The sequence below is a fragment of the Micromonospora sp. CA-263727 genome, from assembly GCF_050942455.1.
In the GTDB taxonomy this organism is placed as follows: Bacteria; Actinomycetota; Actinomycetes; order Mycobacteriales; family Micromonosporaceae; genus Micromonospora.
Map to the genome: position 1 here is coordinate 4565139 of NZ_CP192031.1, position 19035 is coordinate 4584173.

16 protein-coding genes are annotated in these 19035 nt (G+C 73.6%); 5 read left to right on the forward strand and 11 right to left on the reverse strand.

From position 1 onward, the window contains the following. Positions 1–4 precede the first annotated feature (4 nt). Together ACQPYA_RS19815 and ACQPYA_RS19820 are read left to right on the forward strand one after the other, a co-directional pair. Positions 5–2821, forward strand: coding sequence for a condensation domain-containing protein (locus ACQPYA_RS19815; protein ID WP_433528593.1), 2817 nt, complete (start codon positions 5–7; stop codon positions 2819–2821). Between the two features lie 66 nt (positions 2822–2887). After that, the gene (locus tag ACQPYA_RS19820) at positions 2888–4492 is read left to right on the forward strand and encodes a lectin (RefSeq protein ID WP_433528594.1); all 1605 of its coding nucleotides are present in this window, start codon (positions 2888–2890) and stop codon (positions 4490–4492) included. 56 nt (positions 4493–4548) lie between these two features. On the opposite strand, the gene ACQPYA_RS19825 is transcribed toward ACQPYA_RS19820, so the two are convergent. Further along, positions 4549–4962: a type II toxin-antitoxin system Phd/YefM family antitoxin gene (locus ACQPYA_RS19825; protein WP_433528595.1), complete on the reverse strand. Its 414-nt coding sequence runs from the start codon at positions 4960–4962 to the stop codon at positions 4549–4551. 197 nt (positions 4963–5159) lie between these two features. Here ACQPYA_RS19825 and ACQPYA_RS19830 point away from each other — a divergent pair, with 197 nt between their 5' ends. Next, complete coding sequence (locus ACQPYA_RS19830) at positions 5160–6698, forward strand: chitinase (protein WP_433533538.1); 1539 nt, start codon at positions 5160–5162, stop codon at positions 6696–6698. A gap of 111 nt (positions 6699–6809) precedes the next feature. Here the strand turns inward: ACQPYA_RS19830 and ACQPYA_RS19835 are convergent, their stop codons facing one another. Both ACQPYA_RS19835 and ACQPYA_RS19840 read right to left on the reverse strand, forming a co-directional pair. Next, positions 6810–7715 carry an MHYT domain-containing protein gene (locus ACQPYA_RS19835; protein ID WP_433528596.1) on the reverse strand — a complete coding sequence of 302 codons (906 nt, stop codon included), beginning with the start codon at positions 7713–7715 and terminating at the stop codon, positions 6810–6812. 167 nt (positions 7716–7882) lie between these two features. Continuing rightward, on the reverse strand, positions 7883–10663 hold the full coding sequence (locus ACQPYA_RS19840; protein ID WP_433528597.1) for a DEAD/DEAH box helicase: 2781 nt from the start codon (positions 10661–10663) through the stop codon (positions 7883–7885). Between the two features lie 86 nt (positions 10664–10749). Between ACQPYA_RS19840 and ACQPYA_RS19845 the strand changes: the two genes are divergently transcribed. After that, positions 10750–11511, forward strand: coding sequence for an HAD family hydrolase (locus ACQPYA_RS19845; protein ID WP_433528598.1), 762 nt, complete (start codon positions 10750–10752; stop codon positions 11509–11511). A gap of 265 nt (positions 11512–11776) precedes the next feature. Here the strand turns inward: ACQPYA_RS19845 and ACQPYA_RS19850 are convergent, their stop codons facing one another. The 7 genes from ACQPYA_RS19850 to ACQPYA_RS19880 all read right to left on the reverse strand — a co-directional run bounded on the left by ACQPYA_RS19850 (position 11777) and on the right by ACQPYA_RS19880 (position 17354). After that, the gene (locus ACQPYA_RS19850) at positions 11777–12733 is read right to left on the reverse strand and encodes a diacylglycerol kinase (RefSeq protein WP_433528599.1); all 957 of its coding nucleotides are present in this window, start codon (positions 12731–12733) and stop codon (positions 11777–11779) included. Positions 12734–12758: 25 nt separating this feature from the next. Next, complete coding sequence (locus ACQPYA_RS19855; protein WP_433528600.1) at positions 12759–13403, reverse strand: hypothetical protein; 645 nt, start codon at positions 13401–13403, stop codon at positions 12759–12761. A 166-nt stretch (positions 13404–13569) separates the two neighbouring features. Next, a complete protein-coding gene (gene tatC / locus ACQPYA_RS19860; protein ID WP_433528601.1) occupies positions 13570–14520 on the reverse strand; it encodes a twin-arginine translocase subunit TatC in 951 nt (316 codons plus the stop codon). Positions 14521–14538: 18 nt separating this feature from the next. Continuing rightward, on the reverse strand, positions 14539–14823 hold the full coding sequence (gene tatA, locus ACQPYA_RS19865) for a Sec-independent protein translocase subunit TatA (protein ID WP_433528602.1): 285 nt from the start codon (positions 14821–14823) through the stop codon (positions 14539–14541). A 231-nt stretch (positions 14824–15054) separates the two neighbouring features. After that, positions 15055–15303, reverse strand: coding sequence for a hypothetical protein (locus ACQPYA_RS19870; RefSeq protein ID WP_433528603.1), 249 nt, complete (start codon positions 15301–15303; stop codon positions 15055–15057). Between the two features lie 10 nt (positions 15304–15313). Further along, complete coding sequence (locus ACQPYA_RS19875; RefSeq protein WP_433528604.1) at positions 15314–16312, reverse strand: helix-turn-helix transcriptional regulator; 999 nt, start codon at positions 16310–16312, stop codon at positions 15314–15316. A gap of 52 nt (positions 16313–16364) precedes the next feature. Then, positions 16365–17354, reverse strand: coding sequence for a helix-turn-helix transcriptional regulator (locus ACQPYA_RS19880; protein WP_433528605.1), 990 nt, complete (start codon positions 17352–17354; stop codon positions 16365–16367). 268 nt (positions 17355–17622) lie between these two features. On the opposite strand from ACQPYA_RS19880, the gene ACQPYA_RS19885 reads away from it, so the two are divergent. Next, positions 17623–18723 carry a DUF3866 family protein gene (locus ACQPYA_RS19885; RefSeq protein WP_433533539.1) on the forward strand — a complete coding sequence of 367 codons (1101 nt, stop codon included), beginning with the start codon at positions 17623–17625 and terminating at the stop codon, positions 18721–18723. Between the two features lie 59 nt (positions 18724–18782). Here ACQPYA_RS19885 and ACQPYA_RS19890 read toward each other — a convergent pair whose 3' ends face one another. After that, positions 18783–18974, reverse strand: a complete 192-nt coding sequence (locus ACQPYA_RS19890; protein WP_433528606.1) for a hypothetical protein — start codon at positions 18972–18974, stop codon at positions 18783–18785. Positions 18975–19035: the final 61 nt, after the last annotated feature.

Here is a 19035-nt window from a genome sequence, read left to right on the forward strand (position 1 = left end):
GGGAATGCGATTCGCAGATGTGCTGGTCCCCGCCGAATGGGCCTCGGATCCGATGATCCACGCCGGGTTCTCCGGGTCCGGAGCCGGGACGGCCCCGCTGACCTGGGCCCAGCAGGTGCTGTGGCGGTCGATCGTCCGGTTCGGCTCGAACCACCGCTTCCTCAACCTGCGACGTACCGTGCCGTTGTCCGCCCGGGCCGGGGTGGACGTGGCCGCCGCGACCCGGGCGGTCGGCGCGCTGGTCAGCCGGCACGCCGCGCTGCGCACCCGGCTCCCGCTGGTCGACGGCGAGCCGCGGCAGGAGACGACGGCGACCGGGACGCTGCCGGTGCTGGTCCGCGCCGGGGTAGGCGACGGCGCCCGGGCCGCCGGTGAGGCCGCCGGCCGGCTCGGCGACGTCGCGTTCGACCACGCCGCCGAATGGCCGCTGCGGGTCGCCCTGGTGACGGTGGACGACCGGGTACGGCAGGTCGTCGTGGTGTTCAGCCACACCACCGTGGACGCGCACGCTGCCGAGGTCGTGCTGCGGGACCTGCGGCTGCTCCTGCTGCGCGGCGCCCTGTCCACGCCGGCGGGCCCGCAGTCGGCGGAGGTGGCCCGGCGCCAGCAGGGGGCCGACCGGCGGCGCTCGGCACGGTCGGTGGCGTACTGGATGCGGGAGTTCGACCGGCTCCCCGAGTACCCGCTGGCGCCGGCCGGGCCGGGGCTGGAGCCCCCGCTGCGGCGGGGCGTCCTGGTCTCCGCCGCCATCGACAAGGCCAGCCGGCTGATCGCCGCCCGGCACCGGGTCAGCGTCTCCGCGGTGCTGCTGACCGCCTTTCAGGCGATGGCCGTCAGCGACTCGGGGCGGGAGCTTTCCGGACTCTTTCCGATGGCACACAACCGGTTCCGCACCGAGTACGCGGACGCGGTGGCCAACCTCGGCCAGATCGGTTTCTGCGTGGTGGACCTGGCCGGACGGCCCGACTTCGGCGAGTTGCTGCACCGGGTCTGGACGGCGTCGCTGAACGGTCTACGGCACGCGTACTACGCACCGCCCGCGATGCGGCACGCCTTCGAGGAGCGGGGCGTGGACTACGACACGGCGTTCCGGCCGCACTACTACTTCAACGACGTCCGGCTGCCCGTCGGCGGCCCCGACCGGGCACCCGAGGTGACCCGGGACGATCTGCGGGCCGCCATGGCGGGCAGCGAGTTCTCCTGGACCGCCGGGCTGAACGCGGCATCGTGGCACCTGCTCACCCACGTCGTCGACGAGCCGACCGGCATGGGCCTGACGCTCACCCCCGACACCCGGCACCTCCCGCTGGACTCCGTCGAGCCGTTCCTGCGCGGCCTGGAGGAGTTGCTGGTCAGGGCGGCCTTCGGCGACGTGCCGTGGCCCTGGGCGGCGCAGGCCGCCGCGTCCACCGATCCCGGGCCGGTCGCCCCCCGCCCCGGCGGCGTCGAGGAGCCGGCGTACGCGGACTTCGCCGGCGGGCGGGCCGCCAGCGCGCCGCTCACCTGGGGGCAGCGGGCCATGTGGCGGACCGTCGAGGAGTTCGAGTCCCCCGCCGCGTACCGGGTGCTGAGCATCGCCCGCACCCTGGCCGTGCCCGCCCGGACCGAGCTGGCCGTGCCCCGCGCGCTGCGGGCCGTCGGCGCGCTGGTCGCCCGGCACGGGTCGCTGCGTACCCGGTTCCGCCGCCGCGACGACGAACTGCACCAGGAGGTGGCGGCGGCCGGGCGGCTGGCCGTCGACGTGCACGCCGTGCCCCGGCCGGTTGAGGACCCGGACGGCCGGGCCGCCGCCGGGGAGCTGGCCGCCCGGCTGCGCGAGTCACGCTTCGACCACGTCGCCGAGTGGCCGTTGCGGGTCGCGCTGGTCACGGTGGACGACCGGGTACGCCAGATCGTGGTCGTGTTCAGCCATGCGACCGTCGATTTCCACGCCACCGATGTCCTGCTGCGCGACCTGCGGGTGCTGCTGCGCGGGTCGCTGGACAGCCCGCCCGGCCTCCAGTCGCTGGACCTCGCCGGGCGGGAACGCGACGTCGACCTGCGGCGCTCGGAGCGGGCGGTGTCGTACTGGGTACGGCAGCTCTCCGGTCTCGCGCCGAGCCTCGCCGAGGAGGTCGAGCCCGCGCCGGGCGCCCGCTTCCGGCGTGCCTCGCTGCTCTCCCCGGCGATCCACCACGCGACGCAGCTGATCGCGGCCCGGCACCGGGTCAGCACGTCCAACGTGCTGCTGGCGGCGACCGCCGCCGGCTTGGCCGGGAACGCCGGCCAGGACAACTGCGGGATCGTCGTGATGGCGAACAACCGGTTCCAGCCGGGGCACCACGACGCGGTCGGCACCCTCAACCAGATCGGGCTCTGCCGGCTCGACCTGGCCGACCGGCCCGGCTTCGCCGAGTTGCTGTCCCGGGCCCGGCGGGCAGCCGTGAACGCCTACCGGCACGCCTACTACGACCCGGCCGTGTGGGAGCGCACCTTCACCGAGCTGGGTCACGACCACCGGACCTTCCTGGCCCCGTACTGCTACCTCAACGACGCCCGGCTCGCGCGCGAGGTCGACCCGGCCACGGCGGACCCGGACGAGACCGGACTGCGGTCGCTGCTCTCCGGGAGCGAACTCCGCTGGCTGCCGGAGTTGGCGCAGTTCCCGTGGCGTTGCCGGGTCCAGGTGCTCGACGCCGCCGACGCGGTGGAGCTGGTCGTCACCGCGGACACCCGATACTTCGCCGCGGACCGGGTCGAGCCCTTCCTGCACGGTGTCGAGGCGCTGCTGGTCGAGGCGGCGCACCGCGATCTGCCCTGGCCGTGGTCGAGAGAAGATTGATAACAGTCAACCCTCCTGCAATGATTAACACACTTTACAGTTTAGTGTGGCGGGAGGAACCCGAACATGGTGCGACGATCGGCCGACAACACGTCCCACCGGGCTCACACCCGGCTGGCCGCCGCCCTGGCCGCAGCCCTGCTCGGCGTGCCGATCGGCGCGGCGGCCGGCGCGCCGGCCGCCTCCGCCGCCGCCGTCGGCGCCATCACCGGGTACGGCGGCAAGTGCGTCGACGTGGCCGCCGCGAACCCGGCCAACGGCACCCAGGTGCAGCTCTACACCTGCAACGGCAGCAACGCGCAGCAGTGGACGGTCGGCGACGACGGCACCATCCGGGCCCTCGGCAAGTGCCTCGACGTCGCCGCCGCCAGCACCGCCAACGGCGCCCGGGTACAGATCTACGACTGCAACGGCACCGGGGCCCAGCGCTGGTCCGTCAGCGGCGGCCAGCTGACCAACCCGAACTCGGGCAAGTGCCTCGACGCGACCGGGCCCAGCTCCGCCGACGGCACCCCGTTGCAGATCTGGAGCTGCACCGCAAGCGCCAACCAGACCTGGACGCTGCCCACCGGCGCCCCTCCCCCGTCCGGCGGGTTCGTCCACCCCGGGGTGCACGTCAGTCGTGGCCAGCTCGATTTCGTCCGGGGCCGGGTGCAGGCCGGCGCGCAGCCCTGGGCCTCGGCGTTCAACCAGATGATGAGCAGCCGCTACGCCTCGCTGACCCGGACCCCCGCGGCCCGCGCGGTGGTCGAGTGCGGCTCGTACTCCAACCCCAACAACGGCTGCACGGACGAGCGGGAGGACGCGATCGCCGCGTACACCCACGCGCTGGCCTGGTATCTGACCGGAGACTCCCGGCACGCCCAGAAGTCGATCCAGATCATGGACGCCTGGTCGGCGACGATCACGTCGCACACCGGCAGCAACGCTCCGTTGCAGACCGGCTGGGCCGGTTCGGTCTGGCCCCGGGCCGCGGAGATCATCCGCTACACCTACGGCAGCTGGCCCAACGCCACGCGCTTCGCCACCATGCTGCGCAACGTCTACCTGCCGGTGGTGCGCAACGGCTCCAACAGCAACGGCAACTGGGAACTGACCATGATGGAGGCCACGGTCGGCATCGCCGTCTTCCTGGAGGACCGGGCCGCCTACGACGCGGGCGTGACCCGCTTCCTCAACCGCGCCCGCGCCTTCGTCTACCTGCCCAGCGACGGCGACCTGCCGTACACGGTGCCGGGCAGCGGCCTGACCACCCGCGCCCAGATCGTCAACTACTGGCACGGCCAGTCCACCTTTGTCGCCGGCCTCGCCCAGGAGACCTGCCGCGACTTCACCCACACCGGGTACGGCATCTCCGCCATCGCGCATATCGCGGAGACCTCCCGGATCCAGGGCCGGGACCTGTACCCACAGGTCGGTGAGCGACTGCGGCACGCCCTCGGCTTCCACTCGCAGTACCAGCTCGGCGCGGCGGCGCCGGCCTGGCTCTGCGGCGGCAGCCTGACCCGTGGCCTCGGCCCGATCACCGAGGTCGGCTACAACGCGATGGCCAACCGCCTGGGCAACTCGATGACCAACACCCGAACCCTCACGCTCCAACAGCGCCCGTCCGGCACCAACAATCTCTTTGTCGCCTGGGAGACGCTGACCCACGGGGACAACCTCTCCTGACCCATCCGCCCCGCGGAGGGCCGGGGCGCATGCCCAGGTCGACGAGGTGTGGCGGGTCAGCGGGCGAGCAGCTCGGCGTGGGCCGCGCGGAGCCGGGCCAGCGCGGGATCGGCGCTGCGGGGGAAGCGCCGATCCAGCTCGGCCCAGAGCTCGGCGAGCGCCGCGGTCACCGCGCGCAGCTCGGCGGCGTGGCGGCGGGCGCTCTGCTCGCGCTGGGCCTCCAGACGCCGGGACCACCCGGCGGTGACCTCGGCGAGACGGTCGGCGTCGGCACGGGCCTGGGCGGCGGTGCGGGCGACGCCGACCGGCACGATCGCGGCGACCGGCCGGGGATCGCCGTCGCGGGTGACCACGGTGACGGTGTCGGTCAACTCCGCCATCGCGACGAGTTGACTCAGTCGGGTGCGCGCCTCGCGCAGGGGCAGCGAGCGCGGCGGGGTGTTTCGCGGGGTGACGGCGGGGACAGCCATGAATACATCCTCGGTACCGGGTACGACACTTTCCGCAACCGTCCATGGGGGATAGTGCCGCCGACGGCGGGCCGGCGACGCCCGCGACCATCCGACCAGCGCTGGACATCCACAGTAAACAAACTTAATAATTATCCATCCGTCGATCGACGGCCCTCGTCCCCCGGGAGGTCCGGATGGCTCGCCCCGCCCGACATCTGCTGCTGGCCGCCCTCGCGGCCCTGACCACCGCCGCCGCCACCACACTCGTGCTGGCCACCCCGGCACGGGCCGCCGGCCCGACCGCCACCTTCGTCAAGACCTCCGACTGGGGCACCGGATGGGAGGGCAGATACACCATCACCAACGGCGGATCCAGCACCATCACCGCCTGGCAGGTCGCCTTCAGCCTGCCCAGTGGAACCACGCTCGGGACCTACTGGGACGCCACCGTCAGCAGCGCCGGCCAGCGGCACACCTTCACCAACCGCTCGTGGAACGGCGCCGTCGCCCCCGGGGCCTCCGTCTCGTTCGGCTTCCTGGCCACCGGACCGGGTTCGCCCACCGACTGCCTGCTCAACGGCGCGCCGTGCGGCGGCGGCACCCCGACCAGCCCACCCACGACCGCCCCACCGACCACGCCACCACCGACCACCACCCCACCGACCACACCCCCGCCCACCACCACCCCACCGACCACGCCACCGCCGACCACGCCGCCGGCCGGCGGGATCCCCCGCCGCGCCCTGATCGGTTACCTGCACGCCAGCTTCGCCAACGGCTCCGGTTACCTGCGCATCGCGGACGTGCCGGCGGAGTGGGACATCATCAACCTCGCCTTCGGCGAGCCGACCTCGGTCACCTCCGGCGACATCCGGTTCCAGCTCTGTCCCGCCAGCGAGTGCCCGGGCGTGGAGAGCGAGGCCGCGTTCGTCGCCGCGATCCGCGCCAAGCAGCAGCAGGGCAAGAAGGTGCTGCTCTCCATCGGCGGCCAGAACGGGCAGGTCCAGCTGACCACCACCGCCGCCCGGGACACCTTCGTCCGCTCGGTGTCGGAGATCATCGACCGGTACGGCCTGAACGGGCTCGACATCGACTTCGAGGGCCACTCCCTCTACCTCGACGCCGGTGACACCGACTTCCGCAACCCCACCACGCCGGTGGTCGTCAACCTCATCGCCGCGATCCGGACGCTCAAGCAGCGCTACGGGGCGAACTTCGTGCTCACCATGGCGCCGGAGACGTTCTTCGTCCAGCTCGGGTACCAGTTCTACGGGCCGGGGCCCTGGGGTGGGCAGGATCCGCGCGCCGGGTCGTACCTGCCGGTGATCCACGCGCTGCGCAACGACCTGACCGTGCTGCACGTGCAGAACTACAACTCCGGGCCGATCATGGGGCTGGACAACCAGTACCACACGATGGGCGGCGCCGACTTCCACGTCGCGATGACCGACATGCTGCTGGCCGGCTTCCCGGTCGCCGGCAACCCGGACCGGGTCTTCCCCGCCCTACGGGAGGACCAGGTCGCCTTCGGCGCGCCGTCGTCGGTCAGCGCGGGCAACGGCTACGTCTCCCCCGCCGCCGTGCAGTCGGCGGTGACCTGCCTGGTCCGGGGGCAGAGCTGCGGCAGCTACACCCCGCGCAGCGGCACCAACCCCGGCTTCCGAGGGCTGATGACCTGGTCGATCAACTGGGACCGGTACTACCAGTGGGAGTTCGGCCGCAATCACGGCCCGTTCCTCAAGGCCCTGCCCTGACGGCCCGGCGGTGGCCGCGAGCGGCCACCGCCGGGCCGAGACGACACCCGGGCCCGGCGGCCGGCTCCCCCGCAGCCGGCCGCCGGCCCGTCGCGGGCCGGACCGGACGGATCAGCGCGGCGGGTGGTCCCGGCGGGACGGGAACGGGGTGCCGGGCCGGGCCAGGGTGGACCGGGCGCGCAGCCCGGCCGGGTCCGGCGCGGCAGCGCCGCCCAGGCCCGGTCCGGTCGGTCCGGCCGGCGCCGGCTCCGACAACCGCCGGGCATCCAGGTACGCCGCAGCCGCCCGGTCCTCGTCGGTGGGCGCGGCGAGCAGCGCGTAGACCAGCCCCACCACACCGAAGATCACCAGCAGCACGATCGGCACCAGCAGGGTGCCCACATCCGCCCCGGAGACCTCCGCCCGCTGCTCGTGCAGGTGCACCGAGAGGGCGCTCATCCCGGTGAAGTGCATGCCGTTGACCGCCACGCCCATCACCAGCGCCGAGGCGGCGATCGCCAGCCCACGCTGTACGGTCACCGCGAGCCAGAGCGCGACGGTGGACGCGATCACGGCGATCAGCACGGACAGGCCCACCCGGAGGCCGTCGTAACCCAGGTCGCCGTCCAGCCGCATCGCGGCCATGCCGGTGTAGTGCATCGCCGCCACCCCGGCACCGGTGAACAGGCCGCCGGCGAGGACGCGTACCGCCGACAGCCGGCCGGTGCCCACGATGGCCAGCCCGACGCCGACGGACGCCACCGCGATCAACGCGCTGGCGACGGTGATCGGCACGTCGTACCGGATCCGGTACCCGGTCACGGCGAAGCCCAGCATCGCCATGAAGTGCATGGTCCAGATCGCGGTGCCGCCGAGCGCCCACGCCGCGAGCAGCCCCCACCAGACACGCTGGCCCCCGCTGGTCGCGGAACGGATCCGCCCGGCGCAGATCAGTCCAAGGACGGAACCCAGCACCGACAGCACGTAGCTGATCGCCGGTGTGATCCATCCGTACTCAAAATGATTGATATTCCCCAAGTTGGCTCCCCCCAGAGCTGTTTCCGGCGCAAGCCCGACGCGCCGGTAACATAATCCGGGACCTTCCGTGCAGGCACAATAGAAACTTTCGGCTACTGCGGGCGGTGGCGAAATGGTGACTTTGCGATGCGTCGTTTCGCCCCACAAACGGTCACCATCAGCACTAATCAGGCCGGCGAATGGTAAGCAAGCACACCCCGGTTGACGGCGCCGATCGCCTGCCGGGCGGTGGCCCGCAGCTCGGCTGAGGCGCCACCGGAGTCGGCCACCTGGCCGAGCAGGTCCACCACCTGCCGCGCCCACCGGACGAAGTCGCCGGCCGGCATCTCACCGTCGAGTTCGTGCCCGCTGGCCAACACCTTCGCCAGCGCCTCGCCCCGGGCCCAGCGGTAGATCGGCCAGGCGAAGCCCAGATCCGGCTCGCGGGTGACGGCCAGCCCACGGGACGCCTCGTCGGCCTCGATCTCGCTCCACAGCTTCAGCGTGGCGTCCACGGCCTCGGAGATCGCGCCGCGCGGCAGCGAGGCCCGCTCGTCGACGTCACGGCGGGCCTCGAAGACCACCACGGAGACCCCGGCGGCCAGCTCGGCCGGCGACAGCCCGTCCCAGACCCCCCGGCGCAGGCACTCCGCCACCAGCAGGTCGGCCTCCGTCCAGATCCGCCCGAGCATCCGCCCGGCATCGGTCACCGCGCCCTGCGCAGTGAGATAGCCACGGGCGGTGAGCAGCGCGACGATCCGGTCGAACGTACGCGCCAGCGACCCCGTCCGGCCGGCGACCCGCTGCCGCAACTCCTCGGTGTCCCGCTCCAGCCGCCGGCGGCGCTCCGCCCACCGGGCGTGCTCCTCCCGCTCCGGGCAGGCGTGGCAGGGATGCCGCCGCAGCTCGGTGCGGAGCTGGGTGAGCCGGTGGTCCTCCCCCGACTGCCGGCCCCGGGCGCCACGCCGGGAGTGCCGGTCCAGCCCGGTGCCGCTGACCTGCGCCGCCAGGTCGCGCCGGGCGGCCGGGTTGCGGTGGTTGAAGTGCTTCGGCACCCGGATGCGGGCCAGCACCTCGGCCGGGGTGGTGAAGTCACCGGGGCTGATCCGCCCGGCCCACCGGTCCTGGGTGAGCACCAGCGGGCGGGGCTCGCTGAAGCCACCGGCCGCCGGGTCGAGCACCACGGCCAGCCCGGCCCGGCGCCCGGACGGCACCCGGATCACGTCGCCGACCCGCAGCCGTTCCAGCGCCGCCACCGCCGCCGCCCGCCGCTGGCTCTGGCCCTGGCGGGCGATGGCCCGTTCCCGGTCGGCAATGGCCACCCGCAACGCGAAGTACTCGTCGAAGTCGCCGTGATGGCACTCCGCCTCCACGCCGTACGCCTCGACGGTCTCGGTGTTGCGCTGCACCTGCCGGGCCAGGCCGACCACCGACCGGTCCGCCTGGAACTGCGCGAACGAGGACTCCAACAGCGCCCGGGCCGGCTCCGCGCCGACGCTGCCGACCAGGTTCACCGCCATGTTGTACGAGGGCCGGAAGCTGGACCGCAGCGGGTAGGTGCGGGTGGAGGCGAGACCGGCCACGTGCCGCGGATCGGTCTCCGGGGACCACACCACCACGGCGTGCCCCTCGACGTCGATGCCCCGCCGCCCGGCCCGCCCGGTGAGCTGGGTGTACTCCCCCGGCGTCAGGTCGACGTGCGCCTCGCCGTTGTACTTGACCAGTCGTTCCAGCACCACGCAGCGGGCCGGCATGTTGATGCCCAGGGCCAGGGTCTCGGTGGCGAAGACCGCCTTGACCAGCCCCCGGACGAAGAGTTCCTCGACGACCTCCTTGAACGCCGGCAGCATCCCGGCGTGGTGGGCGGCCAGGCCGCGTTCCAGGCCGTCGAGCCACTCCCAGTAGCCCAGCACCGACAGGTCCTCGCCGGGGATGGCGGTCACCCGGGACTCCACCACCCGGCGGATCTCCGCCCGCTCCTCCGGCGAGGTCAGCCGCAGCCCGGCCGCCAGGCACTGCTGCACCGCCGCGTCGCAGCCGGCCCGGCTGAAGATGAACAGGATCGCCGGCAGCAGCCCCTCGCGGTCCAGCCGGTCGACGATGTCCGGCCGCAGCGGACCGCGCCAGCGTGGCCCCCGCCGCCCGCCGCCCGGCCCGGCCGAGCGCCCCTCGCCCAGGTCGAGGCGGCGCATCGTGTCCCGGGTGTACCGCAGCAACTCCGGGTGCACGTCGTGCTTGCGGGCCGCGTCGGCGTCGTGGAACAGGTCGAACATCCGCTTGCCGACCAGCATGTGCTGCCACAGCGGCACCGGCCGGTGCTCGCTGACCACCACCGTGGTCTCGCCGCGCACGGTGATCAGCCAGTCGGCGAACTCCTCCGCGTTGGAGACCGTCGCCGACAGCGACACCAGCGTGACCGAGGCGGGCAGGTGGATGATGACCTCCTCCCACACCCCGCCGCGGAACCGGTCGGCCAGGTAGTGCACCTCGTCCATCACCACGTACGCCAGGCCGGCCAGGGTGGCCGAGCCGGCGTAGAGCATGTTGCGCAGCACCTCGGTGGTCATCACCACCACCGGGGCGTCGCCGTTGATGGCGTTGTCGCCGGTGAGCAGCCCCACCTGCTCGGCGCCGTAGCGGTCCACCAGGTCGTGGTACTTCTGGTTGGACAGCGCCTTGATCGGGGTGGTGTAGAAGCACTTGCGCCGGGTGCCGTCGGCCGACGCCGGCTGCCCCGGCGTGCCCCGCAGCGCCAGGTGCACGGCGAACTCACCGACCACCGTCTTGCCGGCCCCGGTCGGCGCGCACACCAGCACGCCGCTGCCCCGCTCCAGGGCCTGGCACGACTCCCGCTGGAAGTCGTCGAGGTCGAACCCGAGATCGGCGGTGAACTCTTCCAGCGCCGGGAACTGTGAGGCCTGCGCGGCCCGGCGGCGCGCCGCGGCGTACCGCTCGGCGGGGCTCGACATGTCCTCAAGATTAGTGCGTGCCCCCGACGGGCACCTGGCAAGGCCATCCGGCAGGGTGGTCGGAGTGGGTCGGTAGGGTGCACGACGTGCCGGATCATGCCGAACCGACCGACGCCGTACGCGGCACCCGTGACGCCGACCAGCCGGGCCCGTCCCGCCGGCCCGTGCAGGCGGTGCTGCTCGACTTCCACGGCACGCTCGCCCAGGTGGAGGAGCCCCGCGACTGGGTGCTGGCCGCCGCGGCAACCTGCGGCGTGCAGCTGGATCGGGTCCGGGCCACCTCGCTGGCCGACCGGCTGCTCACCGCCGGCCGCGCCGGTGGGCCGCTGCCCGCCCGGGTGCCGCCGCGGCTGGCCGAGCTCTGGGCCGACCGGGATCTGTACGAACACGCCCACCGGGGCGCCTACACCGGGCTGGCCGAGACGGTCGACGCGGGCATCGACGGCCTCGCCGAGGCGCTCTACGAGCGCGTGCTGGTGCCGGAGGGCTGGGTGCCGTACCCGGACACCGCACCGACCCTCGCCGGGCTGCGCGAGGCCGGCGTACGGGTGGCCGTGGTCAGCAACATCGGCTTCGACATCCGGCCGATCTTCGACGCCTGGGGCCTCGCCGACCTGGTCGACGCCTTCGTCCTCTCGTACGAGGTGGGTCGCTGCAAGCCGGACCCGGCGATCTTCTGGCGCGCCTGCGGCCTGCTCGGCGTCGCCCCGGAGGAGACCCTGATGGTCGGCGACACCCCCGCCGACGCGGGTGCGGTCGCCGCCGGCTGCGCCGTCCTGGTCCTCCCCACCGCCGACCCCGGCCGCCCCAACAACCTCGGCACCGTCCTAGCCCTAACCCACCCGTAATCCCACCCCCACCCCCACCCCGGCCCACCCCGGCCCACCCCACCCCGGCCCACCCCGGCCCACCCCACCCCGGCCCACCCCGGCCCACCCCACCCCGGCCCACCCCGGCCCACCCCACCCCGGCCCGGCCCGGCCCACCCCACCCCGGCCCGGCCCGGCCCGGCCCGACGATCATGCAGTTGTGGTGCCCGGTTACGCCCTGTTCGCCGACTTTGCGGGGCACCACAACTGCATGATCAACAAGTGGCGCGGCGGGGTCGGGTGGTTAGTGGAGGAGGTGGAGGGCTTGGGGGGTGGCGGTGAGGGTCATCGGGAGAGGGAGGGAGCGTTCACCGTCGGCGTAGGTGGTGATGTCGTCGGCCGTGATGGTGACGGTGCGGGCGCGGTAGGTGTGCACCAGCGGGTGGGTGACGTGGGTACCGGCGTAGATGCGGGGCTTGACCCGGATCAGCGTGCGCCGGTCGAACCGGCCGCCGACGACCACGTCGAGCAGCCCGTCCGTCGGGTCCGCGGCCGGGCAGATCCGCATCCCGCCGCCGTAGCTGGCGCCGTTGCCGACCGCCACCAGCACCGCATCCACCTCCAGTCGCTCGCCGTCCAGGGTGAGGGTGTAGCGGCGGGGACGCAGCCGGGCCAGCTCGGCCAAGATCGCCAGGTCGTAGCGGCGGGGGCCGCGCGGCCAACGCATCCGGTTGGCCCGCTCGTTGACGATGGCGTCGAAGCCGGCCGCCAGCACCGCCCCGTACCAGCGGACGGTCCCGTCGGCGCCGGTCATCCGGGCCAGGTCGACCGGTCGGCTGTGGCCCTGGCGCAGCGCCGCGGCGATGACGTCGGCCGCCGCACGGGGTGCGCTCGGGAAGCCGGTCTCCGCGGCGAAGTCGTTGCCGGTGCCGGCGGGCACCGGCCCGAACGGCACGGCGGTGCCGGCAACCGACTGGATCGCCCGGTGGATGGTGCCGTCGCCGCCCACCGCGATCAGCGCGGACGCGCCCTCGGCGACCGCGGCGTGGCAGGCCGCCTCCGCCTCGTCGGCGCTGGTCGCGCTCAACAGCCGTACCGGTCGGCCGGCGGTCGAGAGCCGGTCCAGCAGGTCCGGCAGCAGCCCCCGGTGCCGGCCACGCCCGGCGGTCGGGTTGGCCAGCACGGCGACCGGCCCGCCGGCTGGCAGGCCGGCGGGAGACGGGCCGGCGGGACGGTGATCGTCTGCGGTCACGGCGTGCACCGTACCCGCCGCTTCGCCGGCTTCGTCAGCTGGCGGAACGCCTGAATTCCCGGCCTCGGTGATCTTTCCGTGCCGTGCGGCGCCGGCGTCCCCACGGCTTGAACACCGACAGGGTCATCGCGAAGAGCACCGCCGCGGTCGAGACGACCGGCGGGAAGGCCAGATCGGTCAGCACCGGAAGCGCCCGCCCGTCGGTGAGGGACGCGCGGGCGGCCTCGGCCAGCTCGCGGACGCCGGGTCCGAGCGCGGCGATGACCAGGGTGACCAGTACGACGTTGAGGACCAGTTTGATCGCGACCCACCAGTACCGCACCAGCCCGTACTTCGTACCGAGTCCGAGCAGCACCCCGCTGGCCAGGCAGAGCAGGCCGACGGCCGCGAGCGGCCAGGTCGCGAAGTGGCCGATGCTGGTGAGGGCCGCCGCGGCACCGAGGTCGTCGCCGGGGGCGAACGCCGCGAGCACGAGCAGACCCAACACGATGTCGATGCCGAGCCACGCGCCGGCGGCGGCGATGTGCAGCAGGAGCAGCAGCTTGCGGAGCCGAGGGCCGGCGCGCCACCGCCCACCGGGCGCGCGCCTCGCCGTGTCGCCAGCCAGGCCCCTCGTGGTGCCGCCGGGCGGGCGGAGCGTGGGCTCGCCGGGCGTACGGAGCGGTTGGGTGCCGGTCATGCCTGCCATGTTCGGCCGGCGCGGGCCTGCGGGCGTCGGCCCGGCAACGCATCCCGGCGTACCGCAGAGGACGTAGTCCCGGTCGACCAGAGGAGGCCGTCCGGGCGGGCCGGCAGACGAACGAGCGCCGCCCCGGCGGGGCGGCGCTCGTCGGAGTCGGCACCGGTCAGGTCACGTCGTCGTAGCGACGCTCGATCGGCTTGGGCGCGGTCACCGGCTCAGGGGCGTCGATCGGGGCGGCCCGGTCCACCGGCTGTCCCGCCGTGACCGGCTCCCGGTCGAACTCCAGCGGGGAGACCTCGTCGTCGTCGATGCCGGCGTAGACCTCCTTGCCGCGTCCCCGGCGCTTGTCGTTGAGGAACGAGACCCCGACCGCCATGAAGTAGAGCAGGCAGAGGCAGAGCGCCAACAGCGTCATACCGAACGGCCCCGGGTCCGGCGTGGCCACCGCCGCGAACGCGAAGCAGATGAAGACCACGACCCGCCACCAGCTGAGCAACCGCCGGCCGCTCACCACCCCGGTGAAGTTGAGCATCAGCAGGATGAGCGGGAACTCGAACGCCACCCCGAAGAGCAGGATCATGGTGGTGACGAAGCTGATGTACCGGGTGACCTCAAGCTGCGAGTCGGTGCCGGTGACCCCGGCCTCCAGCAGGAACGCCAGCCCCTTGTCGACCACGAAGAAGGCGAGCACCGCGCCGGCGGCGAAGAGGGGCGCCGCGATCGCCACGAAGACGTACGCCCACTTGCGCTCGCTGCGGTGCAGCCCCGGCGCGATGAACGCCCACAGCTGGTAGAGCCAGACCGGGGCACCGAGGATCAACCCGATCCAGAGGGCCAGCTTGAGCGTGAGGATGAAGCCGTCGGCGGGCGCGAGCATCAGGAACTTCTGGCACTCGCCGTCGACCATCATGCCGGGCAGCCGGCAGTACGGCTGACTGAGCAGGTCGAATGCCGGCTGGGCGAGCAGGTAGCCGCCGATCAGCCCGACCACGATCGCCAGCGACGCCCGGAACAGCCGGGTACGCAGCTCGCGGAAGTGCTCGACGAGCGTCATCGAGCCGTCGGCGGCCCGTTCGAAGCTGCTCGGACCGCGCTTACGGAGTCCGAAGGCCACGGTGATCGGACCCGCTGATCAGTTCTCGCGGACGCGCTGCACCGGATCGGCGACCGGCTGCTGCACCGTGCCCTGGTACGGCTGCTGCTGCGGGGGCTGCGGCGTGAGCGGCTGGTAGCCGGCCTGCGCGTCGGCCTTCTCGGCGAGGTCACGGTCGTCGTCGGCCAGGCTCTTGGTCTCGGCCTTGATGATCCGCAGCGAGCGGCCCAGGGAGCGCGCCGCGTCGGGGAGCCGCTTCGCGCCGAAGAGCAGGATCAGCACGACCACGAGTACGGCGATGTGCCAGGGCCTGAGGGCACCCATGTGAAGCTCCAGTCGCTCTGTGTCGGTGAGGGGTGGTACCGCAGCCCATGGTACGTGCGTCGTGGGCCGTTGCCACCCACCGGGCGGTGGTGGTTCGTCCCGGCTGGTGAAGTCTCAGCCAACTGCGACTGTCCCGTCAACCAGGCAAGTGGATCATTCGTGCCCGGACGAGAGCCCCGTCCGGGCACGAACCGGATCCGCACGCCATTGACGCCCGGGGACCGGTGCCGCTCAGCCGCCGCGGCGGGACCTGATCAGGTCGAGCTGCTGCTGGGTCGTCTCCAGCCGCCCTTGCAGGCCCTCGGCCCGCTGCTGGAGGCTCTCGGCCGCCTCACGCAACGAGGCCGCCTCGTCGGCCCGTCGTTGCAGCGCCAACGCCGCGCGACGCAGCCGGGGCAGCCGGGCCAGCAGCGGTCGTACGGCCAGCGCCAGCACGACCAACGGGACCAGCACCAGCGCGAGCACGATCCACTTCAGCACGGCCGCCAGCCTACTGCCTGCCGGATACCGCCGCCGGGTCCGCGCCGGGCGGCACCGGCGTCGCGTACGCGTCCAGGGCCGCCACCGCCGTGTCCCGGACCTGCCCGGCCAGCTCCGCCGGGGCGAGCACGGTGACCTCCGGGCCCAGGCCGAGCACGAATCGGCGGGCCCAGCCGAGGTCGGTGACCCGCAGCGAGACGACCCACCGCTCGCCGTCGGACTCGACCCGCTCACACGGGTAGTATTCGGTGATCCAGCGCTCCCCCCGGCCGATCCGCAGGGTGATCAGCGGCAGGTCCGGCGAGGGCCGGAACACCCCCTCGCTCAGGTCGTGCGGTCGGGCCTGCGGTGGCACCACGGCCGGCTCGGCCAACTCGACGACCGCGTCGATCCGGTCGGCCCGGAACAGCCGTACCGCCTCCGCTCGGCGGCACCACGCCTCGACGTACGTCCGGCCACCGACCATCAGCACCCGCAGCGGATCGACCACGCGCTCGGTGGTCTCGTCCCGGGCCACCGTGTAGTAGGTGATGCGCAGGGCGCGCCCGCTCTCCACCGCGGCACGCAGCTGCTCCACCCGGCCGGTGTCGCCGGGCAGCCGCACCTCCACCGGGGCGGCGACCAGGTCGCCGGCCGCGTCCTCGATCTTGGCGAGCGCCCGCTCGACGGCCTCCCGGTTGGCCACCCCGGGCGTCTCCGCCAGCATCCGGAGCGCCACCACCAGGGCGAGAGCCTCGTCCGGCGTGAGCCGCAACGGCCGGTCGATGCCGGCGTCGTAGGTGATGGTCACCCGGTCGCCGTCGAACGCCATGTCGATCAGGTCACCCGGGCCGTACCCGGGCAGCCCGCACACCCAGAGCAGTTCCAGGTCCTCGCGCAGCTGCCGCTCGGTGACGCCGAGGTCGCCGGCCGCCTCGGCGATCTCGATGCCGGGCCGGGCCAGCAGGTAGGGCACCAGGTTCAGCAGCCGGGCCAGCCGGTCGGCGGAGGTACGTGAGGACGCCTTCACCGGGCCGCCCTCTCGTTCGCGACCGCCGGGCCCGCGAGCTTGCTCCTCGCGCTCACCGGGTCACCGCCAGGGCGTCGTGGCGGGTCGCGATCTCCTTGAGCCGTTGGATGACCGCCTCGCGCACCTCGGGCGGGTCGAGCACCCGCACGTCGGGGCCGTAGCCGACCAGGTGGCCGGCGAGGGAGTCGGCGTCGGCGTACGGCAGGACCAACCGGTCTGCCTCCGGCCCGGCGGTGACCTCCACCGCCCACCGCCGCAGCCCGGCGGCCCGCCCCGGGGTGACCAGCACGGTCGCCCGGCCGGTCCGCTCGCTCGGGCCGGACCAGCGGGCCACGTGGCTGATCAGGTCGACACCCGCCGGCGGCCGGTAGGCGTCCGGCTCGCCGGTGGCCCGGACCTGGCCGACCACCCGCGAGAGCCGGAAGCAGCGGGTGGCGTCGCGGTCCAGGTCGTGGCCGACCACGTACCACCGGCCCCGCCAGCAGACCACGCCCCACGGTTGCAGCCGGCGCCGGGTCGGCGCGTCCTGATCCGGCACCCGGTAGTCGAAGCGGACCTCACGCCGGTCCCGCGCGGCGGCGGTCAGCGGGGCGAACGCCGGGTCGACCGTGACCATCGGCTCCAGCCCGAGGGTGGCCTGCGGGTCCACGTCCACCCCGGCGGCGCGCAGCTTGGCCAGCCCGGACGACGCGGCGGCGGCCAGCCCGGCGTGCTGCCACAGCCGCGCGGCGATGCCCACCGCGGCGGCCTCGTCCGGCTTGAGGGGAATGTCGGGCAGGGCGTATTCCCGGCGGGCGATCCGGTAGCCGGGCTCCGCGTCGAAGGCGCTCGCCGTCCCGGTCTCCAGCGGTACGCCCAACTCCCGCAGCTCGGCCTTGTCGCGCTCGAACTTGCGCTGGAACGCCTCGTGCTCACGGGCGTCGTCGGGATCGTGCTCGTAGCCGGGCACGGTCGCGGCGATCTGCGCGGCGGTCAGGAACCGCCGCGTGGAGAGCAGGCAGATCACCAGGTTGACCAGGCGCTCGGTCCGGCTACGCGACACCCGGTAGACGCTAGCAGCCGCTTCTCCCCCACACGCACCCCACACACACGTGCCGCCCCCACATCCATCCCGCTCCCACCCCGCCTCGCCGATCTTGCAGTTATCGTGGCCGGAATGATCGGTTTGCTCACTTTTGCCGCGACACCTGGTGCAAGATCGACGGGAACAGGGCGCGGGGCGGGCGCCGGAGTGGCATCGCGGGGTGGCGCGCGGGGTGGGAGGTACCCGGGTGGGGGTGGGGGGCGGTGCGGGAGTTAGCGTGCGGGACATGGTGCGGTGGCGGGTGGGCACGGTGGCCGGGCTGCGGCGGCGGTGGGCCGGAGCGGTCGAGCTGGATGTCGACCTGCCCGACGGCACCACGATGCGCGCCCTGGCCTACCCGGAGCTGGTCGGCCACCCCGAACCGGGGGATCGGGTGCTGCTCAACGCGGGGGCGCTGCTGATGGGGCTGGGCACCGGCGGGTACGCCCTGGTCGTGGCGCTGCCGGAGCGGTTGCCACCAGACCCGCCGCAGGCGCTCGACTCCCGCGACGCCGGTCACCTGGTCAAGGCCCGCTACACCCCGTTGCAACCGATCCTGCTCGGCGTCGACGAGGAGGCCTCCCCGCACCACGAGGTGCTGGCCGCCGCCGAGGATCTGGCCGGGCTGCCGGTGGTCACCGCCGACCTGCACTCGGCGCTGCCGGCGATCCTGGCCGGTATTCGCGCCGACGCCCCGCACGCCCGGGTGGCGTACCTGCTCACCGACGGTGGGGCGTTGCCGGCCTGGTTCTCCCGCACGCTGGCCGGGCTACGGGACGAGTTGGCCGGCACGATCAGCGTGGGGCAGGCGTTCGGCGGCGACCTGGAGGCCAGCACACTGCACAGCGGCCTGCTCGCCGCCCGGCACGTGCTCGACGCCGACGTGGCCGTGGTGGCGCAGGGCCCGGGCAACCTCGGCACCGGCACCCGGTGGGGGTTCTCCGGAGTGGCCGTCGGCGAGGCGGTCAACGCCGTCGCCGCGCTGGGCGGGCGGCCGGTCGGCTCGCTGCGGATCTCCGCCGCCGACCCGCGCCCACGGCACCGTGGCGTGTCGCACCACAGCCTCACCGCGTACGGCCGGGTGGCGCTGGCCCGCGCGGAGCTGGTGCTGCCCGACGGCCTGGACCCGGCGTTGGCCGCCGAGGTCGACGCCGCGCTGGCCCCGCTCGCCGAGCGGCACGCGCTGGTACGCGTGGACAGCATGGGGCTGGACGCGGCGCTGCGCCGCAGTCCCGTGCCGCTGTCGACGATGGGACGCGGACTGGACGCCGACCACGCCTACTTCCTGGCCGCCGCCGCAGCCGGCCGACACGCGGTACGCGGCACACGGCACGCCAGATCGAGCTGAGTGTTAAAAGGGGGCCCCTGCTCTACCGCAGGCGTTAATAGGGGGCCCTTCCTTACACCTCAGGCGAGGGCGATCAAGGCTAGCCAGGCGCCGACGATGAGGGCTAGGGCCAGCGCGAGCACCCAGGTCGGGACGGTGTACTCGCCGCGCCGGTTGCGTTCGACCTCGGCACGGACCTTCTCGCGGCGGCGTTCGAGCCAGCTCTGCCGCTCGGTGCCCGGGCCGGGCCGCTGCGGTGGTTGAGGAATCATGACGCGGCCAGCCTACCCGGCCCGCCAGACCCAGGCGGGCCGGGCGGTGGCGGGCCGGTTG